A 20,133-nucleotide genomic window follows, 5' to 3' on the forward strand; every position below is an offset into this window, starting at 1 on the left:
TAATAAAATCCCGTTATTTATAGTAAATGTACTTATAAATAACGGGATTTTTATCTGAAAACCAACTTTTTAGATACCTAAAAAGTTGCTTGGAGTAATCTTCATTAGCTCAGCCTTGATTTCTTCAGAAACATCTAGCGTTGCAATAAAACTATGAATAGCATTTTTATCAATTGCTTCGTTTGTTCTTGTTAAACCTTTTAAAGCTTCGTAAGGATTTGGATATGCCTCACGACGTAAAATTGTTTGGATTGCTTCAGCAACAACCGCCCAGTTTTTCTCTAAATCTTCATGGAACTTAGATTCGTTTAAAAGTAATTTATTTAATCCTTTTAATGTCGCTTCAAAAGCAATAATAGTGTGTCCTATAGGAACTCCAACGTTTCTTAAAACAGTACTATCTGTTAAATCACGTTGTAATCTAGAAATTGGTAATTTAGCCGAAAGGTGTTCGAATATAGCATTTGCAATTCCTAAATTTCCTTCAGAATTTTCAAAATCAATTGGGTTCACTTTATGTGGCATAGCTGATGAACCAATTTCACCTGCTTTGATTTTTTGTTTGAAATATTCCATTGAAACGTACGTCCAAATATCTCTGTCTAAATCAATGATTATATTGTTGATTCTTTTTAAAGCATCAAAAAATGCTGCAAAATGATCGTAATGTTCTATTTGTGTAGTTGGAAAAGAGTGGTGTAATCCAAGAATGTTTTCTACAAAATTACCACCGAATTTTTTCCAGTCAATTTGTGGGTAAGCAACATGATGAGCATTGTAATTTCCTGTTGCTCCACCAAATTTTGCAGCAAACGGGATATTAAATAACAAACGCATTTGCTCCTCGATACGTTCTACAAAAACACCAATTTCTTTACCCAAACGAGTAGGAGAGGCAGGTTGTCCGTGAGTACGTGCAAGCATCGGGATGTCTTTCCATTCTACGCTTAAATCTTTTAGTTTAGATGTAAGTGTGATTAATGATGGCATATATACTCTCTCAAAAGCTTCTTTTGTAGAAAGTGGAATAGCTGTATTGTTAATATCTTGAGAAGTCAATCCAAAGTGAATGAATTCTTTATACTCTGATAATCCTAGTTTCTCGAAAGCATCTTTGATAAAATACTCAACCGCTTTTACATCGTGGTTGGTTACTTTTTCAGTTTCTTTAATCCAAAGAGCATCTTCGGTAGAGAAATTTTTATAAATGTTACGTAAACTCTCAAAAAGGTCTGAATTTACGGTTGCAAGCTGTGGCAATGGCACTTCGCATAAAGCAATAAAGTATTCAACTTCAATCAATACCCGGTATTTAATTAGCGCTTCTTCAGAAAAAAATGGAGCTAATGAAAGGGTTTTGTTTCTATATCTTCCGTCAATTGGCGATATGGCATTCAATTCGTTTAAAGTAGTCATTGTTGTGTTGTTAATTTTGAAAGATGCAAATGTAAGTTATTGTTAAAACTTCTGAAAGTTAGTTGCAAGTTATTATAGTTAAACATTACAATTTTAAATGATTGTTTTAAAAATTTTGTCCCAAATAGTAAAATAAAAGCCAAAATTATGGGATTCGTTTTTATGATGGTTCGAATGGAATTGTGTGGTCGAAATCCATTTTGTGACAACATTCTTATTCCAGAAATTCGGAAAAATATCGTTATTTAAATGACCTAATATTCCATAAGATAAATTCAGGATTAAATACAGTATGATACTAATGTAATTAAACTCTAATACTGAAATTATAATAAGCCATATAGCACCAAAACCCAAAGTTTCGATAGGGTTAAGAACAAATAAACTGTACACATTTGTGTCAATATGAGTGTGATGTAGCTTATGGATAGGGTGAAACCAAGTTAATTTGTGTGCCAAAAAATGAAAGCAAAACATAAAGAAATCCATCAGGAAAATCAATAGAAGAGTATCCAGTACAATTGTGAAAAGCGAAGCAGAAAAATCTATTCTAATAATTTGATATTGATATAATTTATAACCTATTAAAGTTACTAGCGTATTACATAATAAGGTGCTAATAACCCATTTTATATCAGAATTTTTAATTTTTGTGGCTTCACGATCGATTAATTTCCCAATAAGAATAGCTAAAAGCATAAGTAACAAATTTTCGATAAGAAAAAATATTGTTACCGTAAATAGATTATAATAAGACAATAACTCAAGCCATTTCTGTACTATCATTTCTAGTTTTCTTTTTATTATTTTGTAGTTATTTCGGCTAGTTTTGTTTTTAATATTTCCATTCCTTTAGAAGCCACTTCGGGAATAACTTCAATTTTATTCCTCAGATTCGGAATTTTAATAGGTTTCGGATCAATATAAAAAAGCGGAGCGCTAGCAGGAGTATATGAAATTAATCCCGCTGCAGGATATACTTGCAATGAAGTTCCTATTACGGCAAAATAATCAGCTTGTTCAGCAATGTCTATCGCTTCTTCTAGTGCGGGAACTTCCTCGCCAAACCAAACAATATGCGGGCGTAGTTGGTTTCCTTTATCGTCTAGATGCGTCATGAATAAATCATCATTCCAGTCTAAAATGTAGTTTGGGTTTTGAGAACTACGCACTTTTAGTAATTCGCCATGCAAATGTAAAACCTTAGTACTTCCGGCACGTTCGTGCAAATCATCAACATTTTGAGTTATAATATGTACATCAAAATCTTTCTCTAATTCAGCTAAAATCTGGTGTCCTAAATTAGGAGTCACTTCTTTGAGTTGTTTACGTCTTTGATTATAAAAATCAAGAACCAATTCGGGATTTTTGTACCAGCCTTCGGGTGTTGCTACTTCCATTACATCATGTCCTTCCCAAAGACCATCGCTGTCGCGAAAAGTTTTTATTCCGCTTTCGGCACTAATTCCTGCACCAGTTAAAACTACCAGTTTCTTTTTCATTTTGATTTATTTCTAAAAAAATAAAAATAGTCAATTTTAGCTTAAAAACTAGTTTTGAATACTTGTTAAAATGATTTTATTAAAGTGAGTCTTTTTTAGTATTTTTACAAGTAACAATAACCAAGATAAGGATTTAGGTTACTGCTGTTTTGTGGATGAAAGTTTAAATAATGATAATTTTTAAATGATATTAATACAATTTACAGGTTTGTCGGGTTCAGGCAAAACCACATTGGCAGAAAACGTTGGGCAATTATTATTGAAAAAGGGCTACAAAGTCGAAATAATTGACGGTGATGTTTATCGAAAAAGCCTTTGCAAAGACTTAGGATTTTCTAAAGACGACAGATGCGAAAATGTTCGTCGGTTGTTTAGCGTAGGGCAGGATTTTGTTAAATCAGAAATTATCGTTTTAATGTCGGTAATAAACCCTTACGAAGATTTAAGAAATGAAATAGGACAGCATGAGTTTGTAAAAACGGTATTCCTAAATTGTTCGATTGATAATCTGATCAAACGTGATCCCAAAGGATTGTATAAAAAAGCATTATTGCCAGATAATGATAGTAATAAAATCAGCAATTTTACCGGAATAAGCGATGTTTTTGAAACTCCTTTGAAAGCAGATTTGACGCTTAAAACGGACTCTGAATCGGTATCAGTTTCTACCGATAAGCTTTATTATTTTATAATAGAAAATATACCTAATACTGCTATTTAAGTATTACTCATTTTTCTATCAGGTTGTTATGTAGATTGTTTTTTGTAAAATGTATATATTTACGTTGCAATACTTTGGAAACTTAATAATAGATTTTATAAAAATGGAAAACGCAGATCATCCCCTTTTAAATTGGATTCCCTATAAATTAGTTGAAACAGATAATGATGTATATTTTGAATGGATTTATCTGGGAGATAAAAGGTATGTAGATCCTTTTTTTGAAGAAACCATTATAAAGTGCAAAGTTCATTATAACAATTCAACAAGGTATAAAGTGGTGAGTAGTGCCGAAAATCTTATTGAATGGTCTGCAGGATTAGTCACAACAGAGTTAAAATCATTATTGTTTCATGTTTCCCGCTGTGGCTCTACAATGATGAGCCAGTCTTTATCCGTTTCTCCACAAAATATTGTAATTTCTGAAGCACCGATTATTGATCAAATCCTAAGAAGCAATCTTTTTGATTTTGATAAAAAAAGAGCACTTATTAAATCAGTAATTTCTTTATTAGGACAAAAACGTTTTCCTGAAGAAAAGAATTTAATTGTAAAATTAGATTCCTGGCATATATTCGAAGTTAATCAGTTACGATTAATTTTTCCAGAATTACCTTTTGTATTACTTTACAGAAACCCAACAGAAGTATTAAAATCTCATGCACAATTAAAAGGAATGCATATGGTACCTAATTTGTTGCCATCGTCTATTTTTGGAATTAGCGCTCAAGAGATTGAGGAAATTTCTTTTCATCAGTATGGAGCAGTTGTTCTGGAGAAATATTTTCAGGCGTATCTTGATTTTTATGCAACAGACAAAAATGTTTCGATGTATAATTATAAAGAAGGAATGAGATCTATTCTGGAAAGATTTTTGTCTTTTATTGATGCAGATTATTTTATTGAAGAGATTGATTTAATGTGTGAACGTTTAAATAGGCATTCTAAAAATGGAAATATTGATTTTAAAGGTGATTCCTATGTAAATGATACTTTGGTAATCGATTTTACCAAGGCTAATGTCTTGTATGAAAAATTAGATGAGAGTTTAGCAGAACTAGTTCATAAAAATTAGATTATTTTTTAAATCATTCGATAGATAAGATTTTAAAGCTAACTCTTTTTCATAGCCTTAATTGCACTCTTTTTTAGTATTTTTGCCACAAATACTACTGAAATGATTAATATAGATTACCTCAATTTTCTTGAAAATATCTTAACCGAAAACCGAAAAAATAAATTTTTAAAAGTTCTCGAAAACCGTACTAAGCATTTTACTGTTGTTGTCGAAGACATTTTTCAGATGCACAATACAAGTGCTGTAATGCGTAGTTGTGAAGTTTTTGGAATCCAGGAACTTAATGTTATCGAGCAACGTTATGGTAAAAGAATCGATAAGGAAATAGCGATGGGAGCTCAAAAATGGGTTGATATTAATACATTTGATAGTATTACAAATTGTGTAGATACATTAAAAAGTAAAGGATATCAAATTATTGCTACCACACCACATGATAATGATTGTTTGCTGGAAGATTTTGATGTTACAAAACCTAGTGCTTTGTTTTTTGGTACAGAAAGAGATGGCTTATCTGAGGAGATTTTACGAAAAGCAGATGGATTTCTTAAAATTCCGATGGTAGGTTTTACAGAAAGCTTGAATATCTCTGTTTCGGCAGCGATAATTATTCAGAATCTAACAAACAGATTGCGAAATACAGATATCGATTGGCATTTATCGGATGATGAAATCCTGGAGAAACGTTTGGCTTGGGCCAAAAACTCAATTAAAGATATCAAGCGCATTGAAGCCCGATATTTTGAAGAGAATCCTGAATAAAAAATCCCCCAATTAATTAGTATAATTGAGGGATTTTTTTGAGTTTTCAGCTTCAGTTTTCAGTCTCAAAATGTTAATTGAGACTGAATATATACTGAGACTGTAGATTATTTAACGATAACCCATTCGCCTGAAGCGATTAAGCTTTCTGCTTTTTTAAATTTCATCGTTTCAACTGTTCCAGTAGCAACTTGTTGTACAGTAACATTATCATTACGATTTATTTTAGGCATATCTCTAGTAATAGTTTCTGTAACTTGACGTTGCTGAGTTTCTCCAGCTTCGCGGTTGATATCTTCACTATTTTCGATTTCGTCTTTACTTAATTTATAATTTTCTTTCTGACGAACTTCTCTTGCTTCATGAATTTCCGGAACGTTTTGAGCTGGTAAATCACCTTTAAATAAGAATGAAATTACTTCTCTGTTTACGTTATCCAGCATTGCACGGAATAAATTAAAAGCTTCTAATTTATAGATAAGCAATGGATCTTTTTGCTCGTGAACGGCTAATTGAACAGATTGTTTCAATTCGTCCATTTTACGTAAGTGTTTTTTCCAAGCTTCGTCAACGATAGATAAAGTGATGTTTTTCTCGAAATCAGCAATTAGTTGAGCACCTTCAGTTTCGTATGCTTTTTTAAGATCAGTAACAACATTTAATGTTTTGATACCATCTGTAAACGGAACTACGATACGTTCAAATTGATTGTTTTTCTCTTCGTAAACTCCTTTAATGATAGGGAAAGCTTCTCTAGCACTACGTTCTGTTTTCTCTGTATAGAATGATAAAGCTTCTTTGTATACTTTTCCTGTGATTTCAATATCTGACAATTTGTTGAAATCTGCATCAGAAATTGGAGAAGTGATTCCGAAATAACGAATCAAATCAAACTCAAAAGTTTTGAAATCATTTGTTACTTTATTGTTGCTTACGATTAATTCGCAAGTATCGTAAAGCATGTTTGCGATATCTAGTTTTAAACGCTCTCCAAACAAGGCGTGACGACGACGTTTGTAAACTACTTCACGTTGTGAGTTCATAACGTCATCATATTCTAATAAACGCTTACGAACACCAAAGTTATTTTCTTCTACTTTTTTCTGAGCACGTTCGATAGATTTAGTCATCATAGAATGCTGAATAACTTCACCTTCTTGTAATCCCATTCTATCCATTACTTTAGCAACTCTTTCAGAACCAAATAAACGCATTAAGTTATCTTCTAGAGAAACATAGAATTGAGAACTTCCTGGGTCACCCTGACGACCAGCACGACCACGTAACTGTCTGTCTACACGACGAGAGTCATGACGTTCTGTACCAACAATTGCTAAACCTCCGGCAGCTTTAACTTCTGGAGATAATTTAATATCGGTACCACGACCAGCCATATTGGTTGCAATGGTTACTACTCCAGGTTTTCCTGCTTCTTCTACAATTTGTGCCTCTTGCTTGTGCATTTTGGCATTCAATACATTGTGTGTAACACCTCTCATTTTAAGCATACGGCTTAATAACTCAGAGATTTCTACAGATGTTGTTCCAATTAAAACTGGTCTTCCAGCTTTAGATAGTTCAGTTACATCTTCGATTACAGCATTGAATTTTTCACGTGTAGTTTTGTAAATGTAATCTTCTTTGTCTATTCTTGACATTGGACGATTCGTAGGAATCTCAACTACATCTAATTTATATATTTGCCATAACTCACCAGCTTCTGTTACTGCAGTACCCGTCATACCGCCTAATTTGCTGTACATTCTAAAGTAGTTCTGTAAAGTAACAGTTGCAAAAGTTTGAGTTGCAGCTTCGATTTTTACATTTTCTTTAGCCTCAATCGCCTGGTGTAATCCGTCAGAATAACGACGACCATCCATGATACGACCTGTTTGCTCATCAACAATCATAATTTTGTTGTCCATGATAACGTATTCTACATCTTTTTCAAAAAGTGCATACGCTTTTAACAGTTGAGTTAAAGTGTGGATACGCTCGCTTTTTACACCAAAATCCTGAAATAATCTTTCTTTGGCTTCAGCTTCAGCGTTTTTGTCTAATTTTTGTTTTTCAATCGCAGCGATTTCAGTTCCGATGTCTGGTAATACGAAAAAGTCTGCATCTGTATCTCCTGAAAGGAATTTGATTCCGTTGTCAGTTAATTCAACTTGATTGTTTTTTTCTTCAATTACGAAGTATAAAGCCTCATCAACTTTATGCATTTCACGGTTGTTGTCCTGCATGTATTGATTTTCGGTTTTCTGAAGTAATTGTTTAATTCCTTCTTCACTCAAAAATTTAATTAAAGCTTTATTTCTAGGTAAACTTCTGTAAGCTCTTAATAATAAGAAACCACCATCTTTAGTGTTTCCTTCTTTTATTAATTTTTTAGCTTCAGCTAAGAATCCATTTGCCAATTGACGTTGTAAACTTACTAAGTTTTCAATTTTTGGCTTCAATTCATTAAATTCATGACGGTCTCCTTGAGGAACTGGACCAGAAATGATAAGTGGTGTTCTTGCATCATCAATTAATACAGAATCGACCTCATCGACAATTGCATAATTGTGTTTTCTTTGTACCAAGTCATTTGGCGAATGCGCCATATTATCTCTTAGGTAGTCAAATCCGAATTCGTTATTTGTTCCGTAAGTAATGTCTGCATCATACGCTTTCTTTCTTTGTTCTGTACTTGGTTGGTGGTTATCGATACAATCAACAGTTAAACCGTGAAATTCGAATAAAGGCGCTTTCCATGTACTATCACGTTTTGCAAGGTAATCATTCACAGTTACTAAGTGAACTCCGTTTCCTGTCAAAGCATTTAAGTAAAGAGGAAGTGTAGCAACTAATGTTTTACCTTCACCTGTTTGCATTTCGGCAACTTTACCTTCGTGCAATACCATACCACCAATTAACTGAACATCATAATGAATCATGTCCCATGTAATTTCTTTACCAGCAGCATTCCATTTGTTAGCCCAAGTAGCTTTATCACCTTCAATAGTAACATAAGTTTTTGAACCTGAAAATTCGCGGTCTTTTGGAGTTGCAGTAACCTCGATAAAAGAATTGTCTTTAAAACGACGTGCTGTTTCTTTTACTACAGAAAACGCTTCTGGAAGAATTTCCAATAATGTTTTCTCTGAGATTTCGTAAGCTTCTTTTTCTAAAGTATCTATAGCTTCGTAAATGTCTTCTCTCTTGTCGATATCTTCAATGCTTTCTACTTCTGTTTTAAGAGAAGCGATTTTAGCATCTTTTTCGGCTCTTGCGTCCTTTATCTTTTGCTTAAAAAATACGGTCCTGGCTCTTAGCTCGTCATGAGACAAAGCGATAAGGCTAGTTTCGAAAGTTTTAATTTTGTTTAAATAAGGTTGTAAAGCTTTGACATCTTTTTGTGATTTATCACCTACAAAGACTTTAATAATACTGTTAATGAAACTCATGATCTGTTGGTATTTCTATAATTTATCTAAATGTGTAAATTTAAACAAAAAAAAAGCCTCTTTTTTGAGACTTTTTCTTTGGGGTTACTTTTTAATATTCATCCTCGTTCCAAAGATAATCTTCGTCTGTTGGATAATCCGGCCATATTTCTTCCATTGATTCATATATCTCACCCTCGTCTTCAATTGACTGCAGGTTTTCTACTACTTCTAATGGAGCTCCTGCTCTAATAGCGTAGTCTATAAGTTCGTCTTTGTTAGCAGGCCACGGTGCATCACTTAAATATGATGCTAATTCTAATGTCCAATACATGTTTTGTCAATTTAGTTTGTGCAAAAATAATTTTTTTACTGAGAAAGACAAGTAAAAAACGATTTATTTTAGTAAAATTTAAGAACGTCTCTTGTTATAATCCAATATTTAAATTCCAAATCCCAAAAAGGGAAGGTAAAATCGCAATATTTTGAATTTTTAAACCCCAAAAATTAAATTAAAAATTCCAAAAGGAATCTAAAATTTCCAATATTTTGGAACCTTGTATATGATTTAAATTCGCATAATTTTTAAATTATTTCTTTGGAATTTGGGATTTTAAAAAATTGGAATTTAAGAAAGTTTACTTTCTCGGAATCCATTTCACTTCATCCGCTTTTAAGTCAGAAGACAACTTTCGTGCCAAGACAAAAAGGTAGTCAGAAAGTCGGTTTAAGTACTGTATTGCTATTTCCGGAACAGTCTCATTATGACTTAAATGTACTGCCAATCGTTCGGCACGACGACAAACGCAACGCGCGATGTGACAATATGACACGGTTTGATGTCCGCCTGGTAAAACAAAGTGGGTCATTTGCGGGAGCGATTCTTCCATGGTATCGATTTCATTTTCAAGTAATTCGATATCCGAAGGTACAATGCCAAGATTTTTAAGGCGTAATTCTCCGTTTTTTAGTACTTCTTTTTCTACCGGAGTGGCTAGAATTGCTCCAACGGTAAATAAGCGGTCTTGAATTTCGATTAAAATGTTCTTATAATGCACATTCATTTCCTGATCACGTATGAGACCTATATAAGAGTTAAGTTCATCAACGGTTCCGTAACTGTCAATACGGATATGGTCTTTAGGAACGCGGGTTCCGCCAAAAAGTGCGGTAGTTCCTTTGTCTCCTGTTTTTGTATATACTTTCATTATTTTTAGGTGCTGAGTTTCTAAGATTCTGAGATACTAAGTTTTTACTTTTTATTCGATTAAACAATTAACCAAATAAACAGTTAAACTATTTTTTAATAGTAGCGTCGCTTTCAACAACACCATCGCGCAAACGAATGATGCGGTGTGCGTAGGCAGCAATATCCTCTTCGTGAGTAACCAGAATTACAGTATTTCCTTGTGCATGAATATCATCAAAAAGTTTCATGATTTCTACAGAGGTTTTACTATCTAAATTTCCGGTTGGTTCATCGGCAAGAATGATAGATGGTTTGTTAACCAATGCTCTTGCAATTGCTACACGTTGTCGTTGTCCTCCCGAAAGCTGATTCGGCTGATGGTCCATTCTATCGGCAAGATTTACTTGTTTTAATACTTGGGTAGCACGAACAACTCGTTCGGATTTTGAGTAGCCAGCATAAATCATAGGTAGTGCCACATTGTCTAGTGCAGTAGTTCTTGGTAAAAGGTTGAAAGTTTGGAAAACAAATCCAATTTCTTTATTTCTAATTTCTGCCAATTCATCATCTTTCATCTGGCTTACATCTTTTCCGTTAAGGATATAAGTTCCAGAAGTTGGAGTGTCTAAACATCCCAATAAGTTCATTAATGTTGATTTTCCTGAACCCGACGGTCCCATTAAAGCAACATATTCCCCTTTATTTATTTCTAAATCAATTCCTTTTAAGACATAAACAATTTCGTTTCCAAGTACAAAATTTCGTTTAATATTAGTGATTTTAATTAATGGATTTGCCATTGGAGTTTATGATTGTTGTCCCGAAGTTTCGGGATAAATTTTAGATTTTAAAAGTACAAAACGCTTTTGAATTAATCATAAGTAGTTTAAAATACATTTTTGTTACACTTGTTTATTGTTTGCAAGGTAGGAGGATTGTTTTTTTTGGGTATAAACTACAAAGCTGATAAAGTGTTTTATATAATTACTTTTTAAATTTACATAATTATCATATTTGTTTAGTTTTTATAGTTTTAATTTAATAAAATTCATAATATTTTGATAAATATTTAATTTTATTTAAAAAATGTGTTACATTTGGCAGATAACATTAACAATTGAGATTATGAAAAATACACAATTATTATTCGGAATAGCATTTGTTGCGATGGGATTTGTTTCATGTAAAGATGAAAAAGCAGCACAAGCAGAAAAAACTATTGATACCTATGTAGCGTATGTAGATTCAATAAAAAATGTAACTGTAGAAAATGCTAAAACCAATTGGAACACAATTGAAGACAAGTATAAAATAGAATCTGAGAAAGCAGAATTGGCTTTGGCTGACATCAAAGAAAATGCAAAAGCTCAGGAAAGAATTGAAGCTAGTAAAGCTAAATATGAGGCTTTTAAAGCAGAACTTACTGCCCTTACTGCCCCAAATCCAAAACAAAAAATGCGCGATGCTTTATTTGGAGAAGGAAAAATTGGAAATGACATGAATTTTGATTGGGTAAATGCCAAAAACATTCTTAGTGTTTATCAACAATTTGTAGATACTGCCCAAAAGAATAAAGACAGTTATTCCCGAGAAGACTGGGATGAAGTTAAAATGATGTACGAAGCACTAGATAGTCGTAAAAATACTGTTGAAAAAGAAGGGCTTACGGCGGAAGATAATAGAAAAATTGCTGGGTTGAAATTGAAGTTTGCACCAATGTATACATTAAATAGAATGGGGGCAAAATCTGAAGAAACCGCTGAAGCGAAAAAGTAAGTTAATTGAGTATTTTATATTAGAATTAGGTTGAATTTTGAATTTTGAATGAAATGGCAGTCAGGAATGATTGCCATTTTTTTATGCCCTGATAATAAAATGTTCTTTTTCTTGTTCGCGTCTAAAAAACACGAATCCCCATTGAAACGTATCGATGGTAACTTTTACTCTTGGATGATTTTTTATGATTCCCCAGGCTTCTTCCATTTCTGGTGACCAATGAATGTCATCAAAAATCCAAACGGTATCATTAGTAATTGTTGGAAGTAAAAAATCAAAATAATCTAAAGTTGCTTTTTTAGAATGATTGCCATCAAAATAAACTAATTGATAATTAGTAGTTGATAATTGATAATTGTTCAGATAACTTTCAAATTCGGTTACAATCGATTCTACATTATTACAATTAAATTGTTGCAATCCGTTTCTGGCTGCCAATGCTGTTGCAAAGCAACCTTCAAGGGTTGTAACTTTTGCTTTTGGAGCGCCTAAGGCTAGGGCAGAGGTTGCTAATCCTAAAGAAGTTCCTATTTCCAGAATAGTGTCAGGTTTAAAGTAAGCTGTAATCCGGAATAGTAATTCGGCTCTTTTAGGCGAAATACCAGCTGTTTTGGCAATCTTAGATATTTGTCTGGTATTACTTTTAAAAACTCTGGAACCAGCGCCAAAGTCTGTCACTTCAATCGTATTTTTATTTTGTAAAAAGGATTTTCGGTAAGCTCTAAGAGTGGCGTATTCGGGTTTTGTTTTTCTGTCATAAAAACATTTAGTCAATAAATTAAACACAAAAGGCGAATGCACAGCATGTTCATTTTTGGAATTCCAAAGGAATTTAAGGTATGATTTTATTTGAAATAACATAAAGGGTTTTGCAAAGTAGGTGCGAAGATACAAAAAAGTCGAAAGTCTAAAAGTCAAAGGTCATAAAGTTAGAAGTGAAAGGGGAGAAGTTGGAAATCAAAAGTGGAGACTTTATGACTTTCAAACTTTCGACTTTCAGACTATAAAAAGCCTATATTTGCGCACTTTTAAAATTGAGCTAATAGTAATACGCATTTTTTATGATGACGAAGGAAGAAATAGAAATTAAGAATACAATAACTTCGGAAGAAATAGACCGATGCATTGCTGTTTTGGCACAATTAAATACTGATACAAATCAAATATTTGATATTCCTAAAGAGCAAAGAATTGCATTGCTTAAAGAAGCAGGTATGTTTTCCAGACCAGACAGAGGTGAGTTCTCCCGACGAATTAAAGACGGGAAGGAAGCTGCAAAGCGTAAAAAGGAAAAGAAAGATAAAACGGCTCGTAAAGAAACCGGAATTCGTCATGCTCGTGAAGCGAGTATATTTGTTGCGCCAAAATTATTGGCTTATAATGATCTTGCTCATAAGGAACAATTGGAACTAGAAACACCTAGAAATTGTTATGTATGTAAAACGGGGTTTACAAAGATGCACCACTTTTACGATACTATGTGTACCGATTGTGGCGATTTTAATTATGCCAAACGTTTTCAGACTGCAGATGTAAAAGGGCAAGTAGCTGTTATAACGGGTTCTCGTTTAAAAATTGGCTATCATATTACTTTGATGCTTTTGCGTGGTGGAGCAACTGTTATTGCGACAACCCGTTTCCCTGTAGATTCTGCCTTGCGATTTTCTAAAGAAGAAGATTTCATGGAATGGGGACATCGCTTAAAAATTCACGGATTAGATTTACGACATATTCCTAGTGTGGAGATTTTCTGTAATTTTATTGAGCAAAAGTACGAACGATTGGATATTCTTATCAATAATGCTGCGCAAACAGTGAGACGTCCAGCTGGATTCTATACGCATTTAATGGAAAACGAAGAGCGTGCAATAAGTTCTTTACCTAAACAAGCACAAGAATTATTGCTAGATCATACCAATTGTTTGGATGAATTAAAGGTATTGACTTCGGGAGCTTCTTCTAACCAAAATATGCCAGTAACATGGCACGGACCTGAGCCAGGTATTGGTTTGCGTGCTTCGGCTAAATTATCTCAGATTCCTTATTCTTTTGATAATGCGCTTGTAGCAAATGAAGTTTTTCCTGAAGGGGAACTCGATGCTGATTTACAACAAGTAGATTTACGAAAAACAAATAGCTGGCGATTAAGATTAGGACAAATAGAAACGACCGAGATGATCGAGGTTCAATTGGTGAATTCTGTTGCGCCTTTTGTTTTATGCAATCGCCTTTCGGAAGTAATGAAGAAAGATAATACGGGTAAAAAACACATTATAAATGTTTCGGCTATGGAAGGGAAGTTTCATCGCTTTTTTAAAGAAGACCGTCACCCGCATACCAATATGGCAAAAGCCGCTTTGAATATGTTAACGCATACCTCATCGGGAACATTGGCAAAACATGGTATTTTTATGAACGCTGTAGATACAGGTTGGGTAACCGACGAAGATCCTGCTGAATTAGCAAAAAAGAAACAAGAACTAGAAGATTTTCAGCCACCGCTCGATATTGTTGATGGTGCCGCACGTGTAATGGATCCTTTATTTGACGGAATCAATACAGGAAAACACTGGTGCGGAAAATTCTTAAAAGACTATAATCCGATTCCTTGGTAGAATTAGTTTTCAGTCTCGGCCACAGTCTCAGTTTTTTACTTCATAATGAAAAAAGCCACAACAGAATTAAATTTTGTTGTGGCTTTTTTACTTGAATAGATGATGCTCTCTAAATTACAATTTGTTATTTTTTGATTTCCAGTTTCATTTTTAAAATAGGATACTCTTTTCCTTCATCATCTTTATCGGTTCTGTCGTATGGTAGAAAGCCAAATTTAGAATAAAAATTAATCGCATTATGATTTTGCTCGTTAACATCAACTTTGTTAACGCCAAGTTCATTGATGGCAAAATTGATCAATGTCTTGCCAAGCCCTTTTCCTATATGTTCTGGAGCTAAAAATAACATCTCGATTTTATTCTCTGCAATACCAATAAAGCCAAGAACTGTATCAGCTTCTGTCAGACAAAATACGGGGAAAGAGTTAAAATCGATAGATGATACTATTTTTTTATAATAATCAATATCAGATGGAACTAGGAAATCATGTGTGGCGCGAACGGAATTTTCCCAAACAAGAATCATCTGTTCTTTAAATTTATCATTGTAAGGTTGTATTTCAGTCTTCATTTTATGTTTTTAGAATAGTTGTTTTATAAAATAAAACCACAACAGAATTGGATTTTTATTGTGGTTTTGTTATTTAATTAAAGCTAGGCTTTTAGTAATTTTTTTCAGAGTTTAATAAATAAACAGTGAAGCAGTAACTTAGTTTATTGAAATTAATTTAATGTCAAAAATAAGTACAGAACCACCTGGGATAGAACTATAATCATTGTCTCCGTATCCTAAATGAGCAGGAACGATAAGTGTACCGCTGCCTCCAGTTTTAAAATAAGGAATACCTTCTGTCCATCCTTTAATAACTTGATCTAAGCCAAAAGAAATTCCAGCGCTACTTTCGTCAAATACTTTTCCATCGATAAATGAGCCTTTATATGCTACAGTTACATTAGAGGTTGGGGTTGGCTGTGCTCCAGTTCCAGGTTCGTTAATTACATAATACAAACCAGATTCAGTTCTATGTGCATCCAATTTATTTTTAACTACATAATCTTTGATTTGTTGCTCATTTTTGGCAACATTGTCAACAACAACATCAGTATTTTCTGTTTTTTTGTTTTTAGCACAAGAGATAAAAAGTGTTAAGGCTAATAATGCAGGTATAAGGTGTTTCATGGATAGTGTTTTTTTAAGGTGTAAAGATAACAAAATTTAGATGTTTTATTTTTTTGACTTATTTACAAATAATGTATTCATAATATGGTCTAGCTCCCATAGGCAGAACTATGAATGTACCTTTGTTAGACAATGTCATCGTAAAATCATTATCATATTCTTCATTTGCAACTGCATTATGGAATATGATTTTTCGTGTTTTTAATTTTTTAGATTGTATTTCTATGTCTCCAATTTCATAATTTTTAAATACGAAAGGTTTATCTTTAAAGTCCCAGTAGGTAAATTCTTTTTTACTAAAATCCAAATAGGACTCATTTTGGGAATCACAGAATTTCTGATGTTCTGTAATGTAGTTTTCGATATCTTTTTTGGAATCAAAAGGGATGAAAGCTGTTTTAGGGTCACTATAGGCAACGTCATCTGTGTAATCATAAGACAATCCTACTAGCTTTTTCTTCTCTTTTGTAATTGCAAAATAAAAATTATAAATTCGTTTTCCCTCTACATCCATAGCTAATGCTCTGTAATTACATTTATCTTCCAAAGCATGATGAGACTTAAAAACGCTATCCGAAAGGTTTACATAACCATTGTCAAAATCGGAAAGCTTGAACTTGTTTACATATTTTTCATAAAAAAAGCCTGTTTTTTCAAATTGGGTATCTCCTAAATATGTTGGGAATTTTTCAGAAGAAATGTTTGTATGGATTTTAGATTCAAACCATTCTATGTAATCCATTTTAGTGGTAAAAATTATTATAGGATATGGTCCGTCATAAAGAAATTCGACTAGACCATCTTTTTTATCAATGAACTTATTTATCTCTTTTTCTTTATTGCTATTAAATGCTTTTATGAAGTCTTGTAAAAAGATATTTAATTCTGTTTCTGGTATTTCTTCAGGAGTTGTACTTATTTCCTTCGGAGTATTTGGTTGTGTTGTATTTGAGATAGTTTTTTTAGACGAATCACTTTTGATTAAAAAAAATAAAAGAACAATCACTGCTAACGCAAAACCTATAATTATGGTTAATTTTAAAATCTTATTTTTTGATTCCATTTTTATATTATAAAGTGTTGTTAATCCTTGTTTAAGGCATTAGTATTTTGTTTTTACTTTTGCTAAAATAGGAATTTACTATTGTAAATAATTAAAAACGACTTTTGTTTTTTAGCATTATTTCTTGTTAATTTCTATTGGCTTTGAGCCAAAAAAAAGAACCTCAATATTTTTAGTGTTTTTTACTAAAAAATATTGAGGTTGTATAATATAAAATCTTGCTTTATTCCCCTTTGGGGCTAAGGGAATTACCCTTCAATCTTAGCAGAAAGCTCAAACCAGCGTTCTTCTTTTTGGTCTATTTTATTAATGATGTTTTGCAACTCATTAGCTTTTTTCTCAATATCAGCGTCAGCTACTTTTCCGTCAGAGAACAATTGTTCAATTTTAGTTTTATCTATCTCTAAGTCTTTAATTTCTCTTTCTAGTTTTTGATATTCCTTTTGCTCATTAAAAGTTAGGTTTCCAGTAGGATTGTTTTGTTTCCAATCTTTCTTATCGGCTTTGTTTTCTTCTTTTTGAGCTACATCGGCACTATCTTCATACGCTCTAAAATCCGAGTAGTTTCCTGGGAAATCCTCAACAACACCTTGTCCTCTAAAAATGAATAAGTGATCTACAATTTTATCCATAAAGTATCTATCGTGAGAAACTACTAATAAACATCCAGGATAATCCAAAAGGAAACTCTCAAGAACGTTTAATGTTACGATATCCAAATCGTTTGTAGGCTCATCCAGAATAAGGAAGTTAGGATTCTGAATTAAAACAGTACATAAATACAAACGTTTTAATTCTCCACCACTTAATCTGTCTACAAAATCATATTGTTTTTTTGCATCAAAAAGGAAACGCTCTAATAATTGTGATGCCGAAATAATCTTACCTTTCATCAATGGAATGTATTCTCCGTATTCCTTAATAACATCGATAACACGTTGTCCTGGTTTTGGGTTGATTCCGCTTTGCGTATAATATCCAATCTTAATTGTTTCTCCAACAACAACTTTTCCAGAATCTAACGGAAGTGTTCCTGTCAATAAATTAAGGAAAGTCGATTTTCCAGTTCCGTTTTTACCAATAATTCCGATACGTTCTCCACGTTGGAAATCGAAACTGAAATTATCTAAAATAACGTGATCCTTGAATTTTTTAGAAATTTTGTGAAGCTCGATGATCTTGCTTCCCATACGTTCCATATTAATTTCAAGCTCGACTTTATTTTCGCGACGACGGCTTTGTGCTTTTTCTTTAATTACATAAAAGTCATCCTGACGAGATTTAGATTTTGTCGTTCTCGCTTTTGGCTGGCGACGCATCCATTCTAATTCTTTTACAAATAAGTTTTGGGCTTTATCTACACTTGAGTTTTCAGAAGCAATTCGCTCTTCTTTTTTCTCTAAGTAATAAGAATAATTTCCTTTGTATTGGTATAATTTTCCGTTGTCTAGTTCTATGATTTCATTACAAACACGCTCTAGGAAGAAACGGTCGTGCGTTACCATAAATAAGGTAATGTTTTCTTTGGCAAAATAACTCTCTAACCATTCGATCATTTCTAGATCTAAGTGATTGGTAGGCTCATCCAGAATTAATAAATCAGGACGATTGATAAGAATAATGGCTAATGATAAACGTTTTTTCTGACCTCCAGAAAGACTTTTTACTTTAAGTTTAAAGTTCTCTAGTTTTAGTTTAAAGAGAATTTGTTTGTATTGCGTTTCGAAATCCCAAGCATTATGTTGATCCATTCCGTCAAAAGCTTTTTGATATGCTTCTTCATCCTCTGGATTTTCTAATGCTTTTTCGTAAGCTTCAATAACTTTTAGGGTTTCATTATCCGAAGCAAATATGCTTTCTTCGATAGTAAGCTCTTCTTGCAAATTATTGTTTTGCGAAAGAAAAGCCATTCTGATTCCTTTTCTTAAAACTACCTGACCTGTATCTGGTTCTTCTAAACCATTGATAATACTCATGATAGTTGTTTTTCCAGAGCCATTTTTGGCAATGAAAGCAATTTTTTGATCCTTATTGATTCCAAAAGAAATGTTGTCAAATAAGGTTCTTTCGCCAAATGACTTGGATATATTTTCTACAGATAAGTAATTCATGGTGTTCTAGTGCTTTATGTCAAGCTTTTATGTTTGCTAAAATTATGAGGTCTCTAATTGAGTCTCTAATTTTAAATAGGAGTCAAAAACGACGGTGCAAAGATAGCTTTTTGAAGCAAACAAAAAAAGGGGCTTTTGCACTATCTTTTTTGTTAAAATTTTAGTAATTCCCTGACTTAATATCTTTTCTGTTTTTAGATGATTTTGGTGTTTTATTTCTATCTAATTATATGTTGAGTCAACTTTTTTGTTTATTAATTTCATAACTTTATATCTTGTTGATACAGTCGAATTACTGATTTGTATCACTTGTTTTAAAAAAGCTAAATAGTATATAACGTATAAATATCAATATGGATCAATCGCAAAATGTTACTGATTACCCAAACAATAATACTATTTTCATGGTTTGGAGTTTTAAAGACCAGATAGATATTAAGCCTGCATTCGAGAAACTTTGTTCATTGGTAAGTAATTTGAATAATTCTTATACAATAAGAATCCCAAATGGGCGAAGTAGTTGCGTAATGGGTGTGGGGCATGATGCATGGATAAGGCTTGGTTTGCCAACACCTTTGCCAAAGGAATTGGTTAATTTTGAGCCTATCATAGGAGATAAGCATACAGCAAAAGCTACCGATGGTGATCTCCATTTTCATTTAAGAGCCCAAAATGTGGCTATTTGTTTTGATATGGCTATGGCTATTACAAATGTTTTAGAATCTGTGGCAGAGTGTCAGGAAGAAGTTCATGGATTTAGGTATTGGGATGGTCGTTCTATTATTGGTTTTGTAGATGGTACAGAAAATCCGATAGGAGATGAAAGACAATTTTTTGCAGTAGTAGGCGATGAGGATTCTGCTTATAAAGGAGGGAGTTATTTATTTGTTCAGAAATATTTCCACAACATGAAAAATTGGGAAAATTTATCAACAGAAGATCAGGAGAAAGTAATCGGCAGATCGAAGATGAATGATATTGAAATGGCAGACGATGTAAAACCTACAAACTCTCATAGCGCTCTTACTGCTATTACAGATGAAGAGGGTAATGAACTTAAAATTGTACGAGATAATATGCCTTTTGGAAATCCTTTTAAAGGAGAAGTTGGGACATACTTTATTTCTTATGCTAGTAAATTTGGTACTACCAGAAAAATGCTGGAAAATATGTTCATCGGTAATCCGCCAGGAAATTATGATAGAATACTGGATTTTAGTACAGCAGAAACGGGAACATTATTTTTTGTGCCAACCTTAGATTTATTAGACGATTATTCTGCTGAATCTTAA

General features: G+C 32.9%; 18 protein-coding genes. 6 read left to right on the plus strand and 12 right to left on the minus strand.

What is annotated here, in order from left to right:
* Window positions 1-69 precede the first annotated feature (69 nt).
* From purB to SHI72_RS02375, 3 genes are all read right to left on the minus strand, one after another.
* Window positions 70-1,416 (minus strand): adenylosuccinate lyase, encoded by a 1,347-nt coding sequence (gene purB / locus SHI72_RS02365; RefSeq protein WP_039111252.1) that lies wholly within the window; start codon window positions 1,414-1,416, stop codon window positions 70-72.
* Window positions 1,417-1,509: 93 nt separating this feature from the next.
* On the minus strand, window positions 1,510-2,202 hold the full coding sequence (locus SHI72_RS02370) for a sterol desaturase family protein (protein WP_323488924.1): 693 nt from the start codon (window positions 2,200-2,202) through the stop codon (window positions 1,510-1,512).
* A 17-nt stretch (window positions 2,203-2,219) separates the two neighbouring features.
* Window positions 2,220-2,918: an NAD-dependent deacylase gene (locus tag SHI72_RS02375; protein ID WP_323488925.1), complete on the minus strand. Its 699-nt coding sequence runs from the start codon at window positions 2,916-2,918 to the stop codon at window positions 2,220-2,222.
* A gap of 184 nt (window positions 2,919-3,102) precedes the next feature.
* Here SHI72_RS02375 and cysC point away from each other — a divergent pair, with 184 nt between their 5' ends.
* The 3 genes from cysC (at window position 3,103) to SHI72_RS02390 (ending at window position 5,479) form a co-directional block, all read left to right on the plus strand.
* A complete protein-coding gene (gene cysC / locus SHI72_RS02380; protein WP_039117678.1) occupies window positions 3,103-3,639 on the plus strand; it encodes an adenylyl-sulfate kinase in 537 nt (178 codons plus the stop codon).
* A 103-nt stretch (window positions 3,640-3,742) separates the two neighbouring features.
* On the plus strand, window positions 3,743-4,714 hold the full coding sequence (locus SHI72_RS02385; protein WP_323488926.1) for a sulfotransferase family protein: 972 nt from the start codon (window positions 3,743-3,745) through the stop codon (window positions 4,712-4,714).
* Between the two features lie 102 nt (window positions 4,715-4,816).
* On the plus strand, window positions 4,817-5,479 hold the full coding sequence (locus tag SHI72_RS02390; protein WP_323488927.1) for an RNA methyltransferase: 663 nt from the start codon (window positions 4,817-4,819) through the stop codon (window positions 5,477-5,479).
* A 107-nt stretch (window positions 5,480-5,586) separates the two neighbouring features.
* Here the strand turns inward: SHI72_RS02390 and secA are convergent, their stop codons facing one another.
* The 4 genes from secA to SHI72_RS02410 all read right to left on the minus strand — a co-directional run bounded on the left by secA (window position 5,587) and on the right by SHI72_RS02410 (window position 10,896).
* Window positions 5,587-8,928 (minus strand): preprotein translocase subunit SecA, encoded by a 3,342-nt coding sequence (secA, locus tag SHI72_RS02395; protein ID WP_323488928.1) that lies wholly within the window; start codon window positions 8,926-8,928, stop codon window positions 5,587-5,589.
* A gap of 91 nt (window positions 8,929-9,019) precedes the next feature.
* Window positions 9,020-9,241 (minus strand): DUF2795 domain-containing protein, encoded by a 222-nt coding sequence (locus SHI72_RS02400; RefSeq protein ID WP_007138072.1) that lies wholly within the window; start codon window positions 9,239-9,241, stop codon window positions 9,020-9,022.
* Between the two features lie 304 nt (window positions 9,242-9,545).
* Window positions 9,546-10,115, minus strand: coding sequence for a cob(I)yrinic acid a,c-diamide adenosyltransferase (locus tag SHI72_RS02405; RefSeq protein ID WP_086894315.1), 570 nt, complete (start codon window positions 10,113-10,115; stop codon window positions 9,546-9,548).
* 88 nt (window positions 10,116-10,203) lie between these two features.
* Window positions 10,204-10,896: an ABC transporter ATP-binding protein gene (locus SHI72_RS02410; protein WP_039111242.1), complete on the minus strand. Its 693-nt coding sequence runs from the start codon at window positions 10,894-10,896 to the stop codon at window positions 10,204-10,206.
* 325 nt (window positions 10,897-11,221) lie between these two features.
* On the opposite strand from SHI72_RS02410, the gene SHI72_RS02415 reads away from it, so the two are divergent.
* Window positions 11,222-11,872, plus strand: coding sequence for a DUF6565 domain-containing protein (locus SHI72_RS02415; protein ID WP_039111574.1), 651 nt, complete (start codon window positions 11,222-11,224; stop codon window positions 11,870-11,872).
* An 81-nt stretch (window positions 11,873-11,953) separates the two neighbouring features.
* Here the strand turns inward: SHI72_RS02415 and SHI72_RS02420 are convergent, their stop codons facing one another.
* Window positions 11,954-12,733: a class I SAM-dependent methyltransferase gene (locus tag SHI72_RS02420; protein ID WP_323488930.1), complete on the minus strand. Its 780-nt coding sequence runs from the start codon at window positions 12,731-12,733 to the stop codon at window positions 11,954-11,956.
* Window positions 12,734-12,936: 203 nt separating this feature from the next.
* On the opposite strand from SHI72_RS02420, the gene SHI72_RS02425 reads away from it, so the two are divergent.
* The gene (locus SHI72_RS02425; RefSeq protein WP_323489630.1) at window positions 12,937-14,487 is read left to right on the plus strand and encodes an SDR family oxidoreductase; all 1,551 of its coding nucleotides are present in this window, start codon (window positions 12,937-12,939) and stop codon (window positions 14,485-14,487) included.
* A gap of 124 nt (window positions 14,488-14,611) precedes the next feature.
* Here the strand turns inward: SHI72_RS02425 and SHI72_RS02430 are convergent, their stop codons facing one another.
* The 4 genes from SHI72_RS02430 to SHI72_RS02445 all read right to left on the minus strand — a co-directional run bounded on the left by SHI72_RS02430 (window position 14,612) and on the right by SHI72_RS02445 (window position 18,841).
* Window positions 14,612-15,058 (minus strand): GNAT family N-acetyltransferase, encoded by a 447-nt coding sequence (locus SHI72_RS02430; protein WP_323488931.1) that lies wholly within the window; start codon window positions 15,056-15,058, stop codon window positions 14,612-14,614.
* Between the two features lie 138 nt (window positions 15,059-15,196).
* Window positions 15,197-15,667, minus strand: a complete 471-nt coding sequence (locus SHI72_RS02435) for an FKBP-type peptidyl-prolyl cis-trans isomerase (protein WP_323488932.1) — start codon at window positions 15,665-15,667, stop codon at window positions 15,197-15,199.
* Window positions 15,668-15,725: 58 nt separating this feature from the next.
* Window positions 15,726-16,730, minus strand: coding sequence for a hypothetical protein (locus SHI72_RS02440; RefSeq protein WP_323488933.1), 1,005 nt, complete (start codon window positions 16,728-16,730; stop codon window positions 15,726-15,728).
* Window positions 16,731-16,978: 248 nt separating this feature from the next.
* Entirely contained in the window at window positions 16,979-18,841 is a 1,863-nt protein-coding gene (locus SHI72_RS02445; RefSeq protein WP_039111235.1) for an ABC-F family ATP-binding cassette domain-containing protein, read from the minus strand.
* Window positions 18,842-19,194: 353 nt separating this feature from the next.
* On the opposite strand from SHI72_RS02445, the gene SHI72_RS02450 reads away from it, so the two are divergent.
* Window positions 19,195-20,133, plus strand: a complete 939-nt coding sequence (locus tag SHI72_RS02450) for a Dyp-type peroxidase (protein ID WP_323488934.1) — start codon at window positions 19,195-19,197, stop codon at window positions 20,131-20,133.

Origin of the sequence: Flavobacterium sp. PL02, from assembly GCF_035013205.1 — a bacterium.
Classification (GTDB): Bacteria; Bacteroidota; Bacteroidia; order Flavobacteriales; family Flavobacteriaceae; genus Flavobacterium.

What these genes read in the sequence shown, in the direction of transcription:
- SHI72_RS02415 (WP_039111574.1), top strand. Translation starts at nt 11,222, where the DNA reads ATGAAAAATACACAATTATTATTCGGAATAGCATTTGTTGCGATGGGA.
- SHI72_RS02410 (WP_039111242.1), bottom strand. Translation starts at nt 10,896, where the DNA reads ATGGCAAATCCATTAATTAAAATCACTAATATTAAACGAAATTTTGTA.
- SHI72_RS02405 (WP_086894315.1), bottom strand. Translation starts at nt 10,115, where the DNA reads ATGAAAGTATATACAAAAACAGGAGACAAAGGAACTACCGCACTTTTT.
- SHI72_RS02435 (WP_323488932.1), bottom strand. Translation starts at nt 15,667, where the DNA reads ATGAAACACCTTATACCTGCATTATTAGCCTTAACACTTTTTATCTCT.
- SHI72_RS02420 (WP_323488930.1), bottom strand. Translation starts at nt 12,733, where the DNA reads ATGTTATTTCAAATAAAATCATACCTTAAATTCCTTTGGAATTCCAAA.
- SHI72_RS02390 (WP_323488927.1), top strand. Translation starts at nt 4,817, where the DNA reads ATGATTAATATAGATTACCTCAATTTTCTTGAAAATATCTTAACCGAA.
- cysC (WP_039117678.1), top strand. Translation starts at nt 3,103, where the DNA reads ATGATATTAATACAATTTACAGGTTTGTCGGGTTCAGGCAAAACCACA.
- SHI72_RS02430 (WP_323488931.1), bottom strand. Translation starts at nt 15,058, where the DNA reads ATGAAGACTGAAATACAACCTTACAATGATAAATTTAAAGAACAGATG.
- secA (WP_323488928.1), bottom strand. Translation starts at nt 8,928, where the DNA reads ATGAGTTTCATTAACAGTATTATTAAAGTCTTTGTAGGTGATAAATCA.
- SHI72_RS02370 (WP_323488924.1), bottom strand. Translation starts at nt 2,202, where the DNA reads ATGATAGTACAGAAATGGCTTGAGTTATTGTCTTATTATAATCTATTT.
- SHI72_RS02445 (WP_039111235.1), bottom strand. Translation starts at nt 18,841, where the DNA reads ATGAATTACTTATCTGTAGAAAATATATCCAAGTCATTTGGCGAAAGA.
- SHI72_RS02385 (WP_323488926.1), top strand. Translation starts at nt 3,743, where the DNA reads ATGGAAAACGCAGATCATCCCCTTTTAAATTGGATTCCCTATAAATTA.
- purB (WP_039111252.1), bottom strand. Translation starts at nt 1,416, where the DNA reads ATGACTACTTTAAACGAATTGAATGCCATATCGCCAATTGACGGAAGA.
- SHI72_RS02440 (WP_323488933.1), bottom strand. Translation starts at nt 16,730, where the DNA reads ATGGAATCAAAAAATAAGATTTTAAAATTAACCATAATTATAGGTTTT.
- SHI72_RS02425 (WP_323489630.1), top strand. Translation starts at nt 12,937, where the DNA reads ATGACGAAGGAAGAAATAGAAATTAAGAATACAATAACTTCGGAAGAA.
- SHI72_RS02400 (WP_007138072.1), bottom strand. Translation starts at nt 9,241, where the DNA reads ATGTATTGGACATTAGAATTAGCATCATATTTAAGTGATGCACCGTGG.
- SHI72_RS02375 (WP_323488925.1), bottom strand. Translation starts at nt 2,918, where the DNA reads ATGAAAAAGAAACTGGTAGTTTTAACTGGTGCAGGAATTAGTGCCGAA.
- SHI72_RS02450 (WP_323488934.1), top strand. Translation starts at nt 19,195, where the DNA reads ATGGATCAATCGCAAAATGTTACTGATTACCCAAACAATAATACTATT.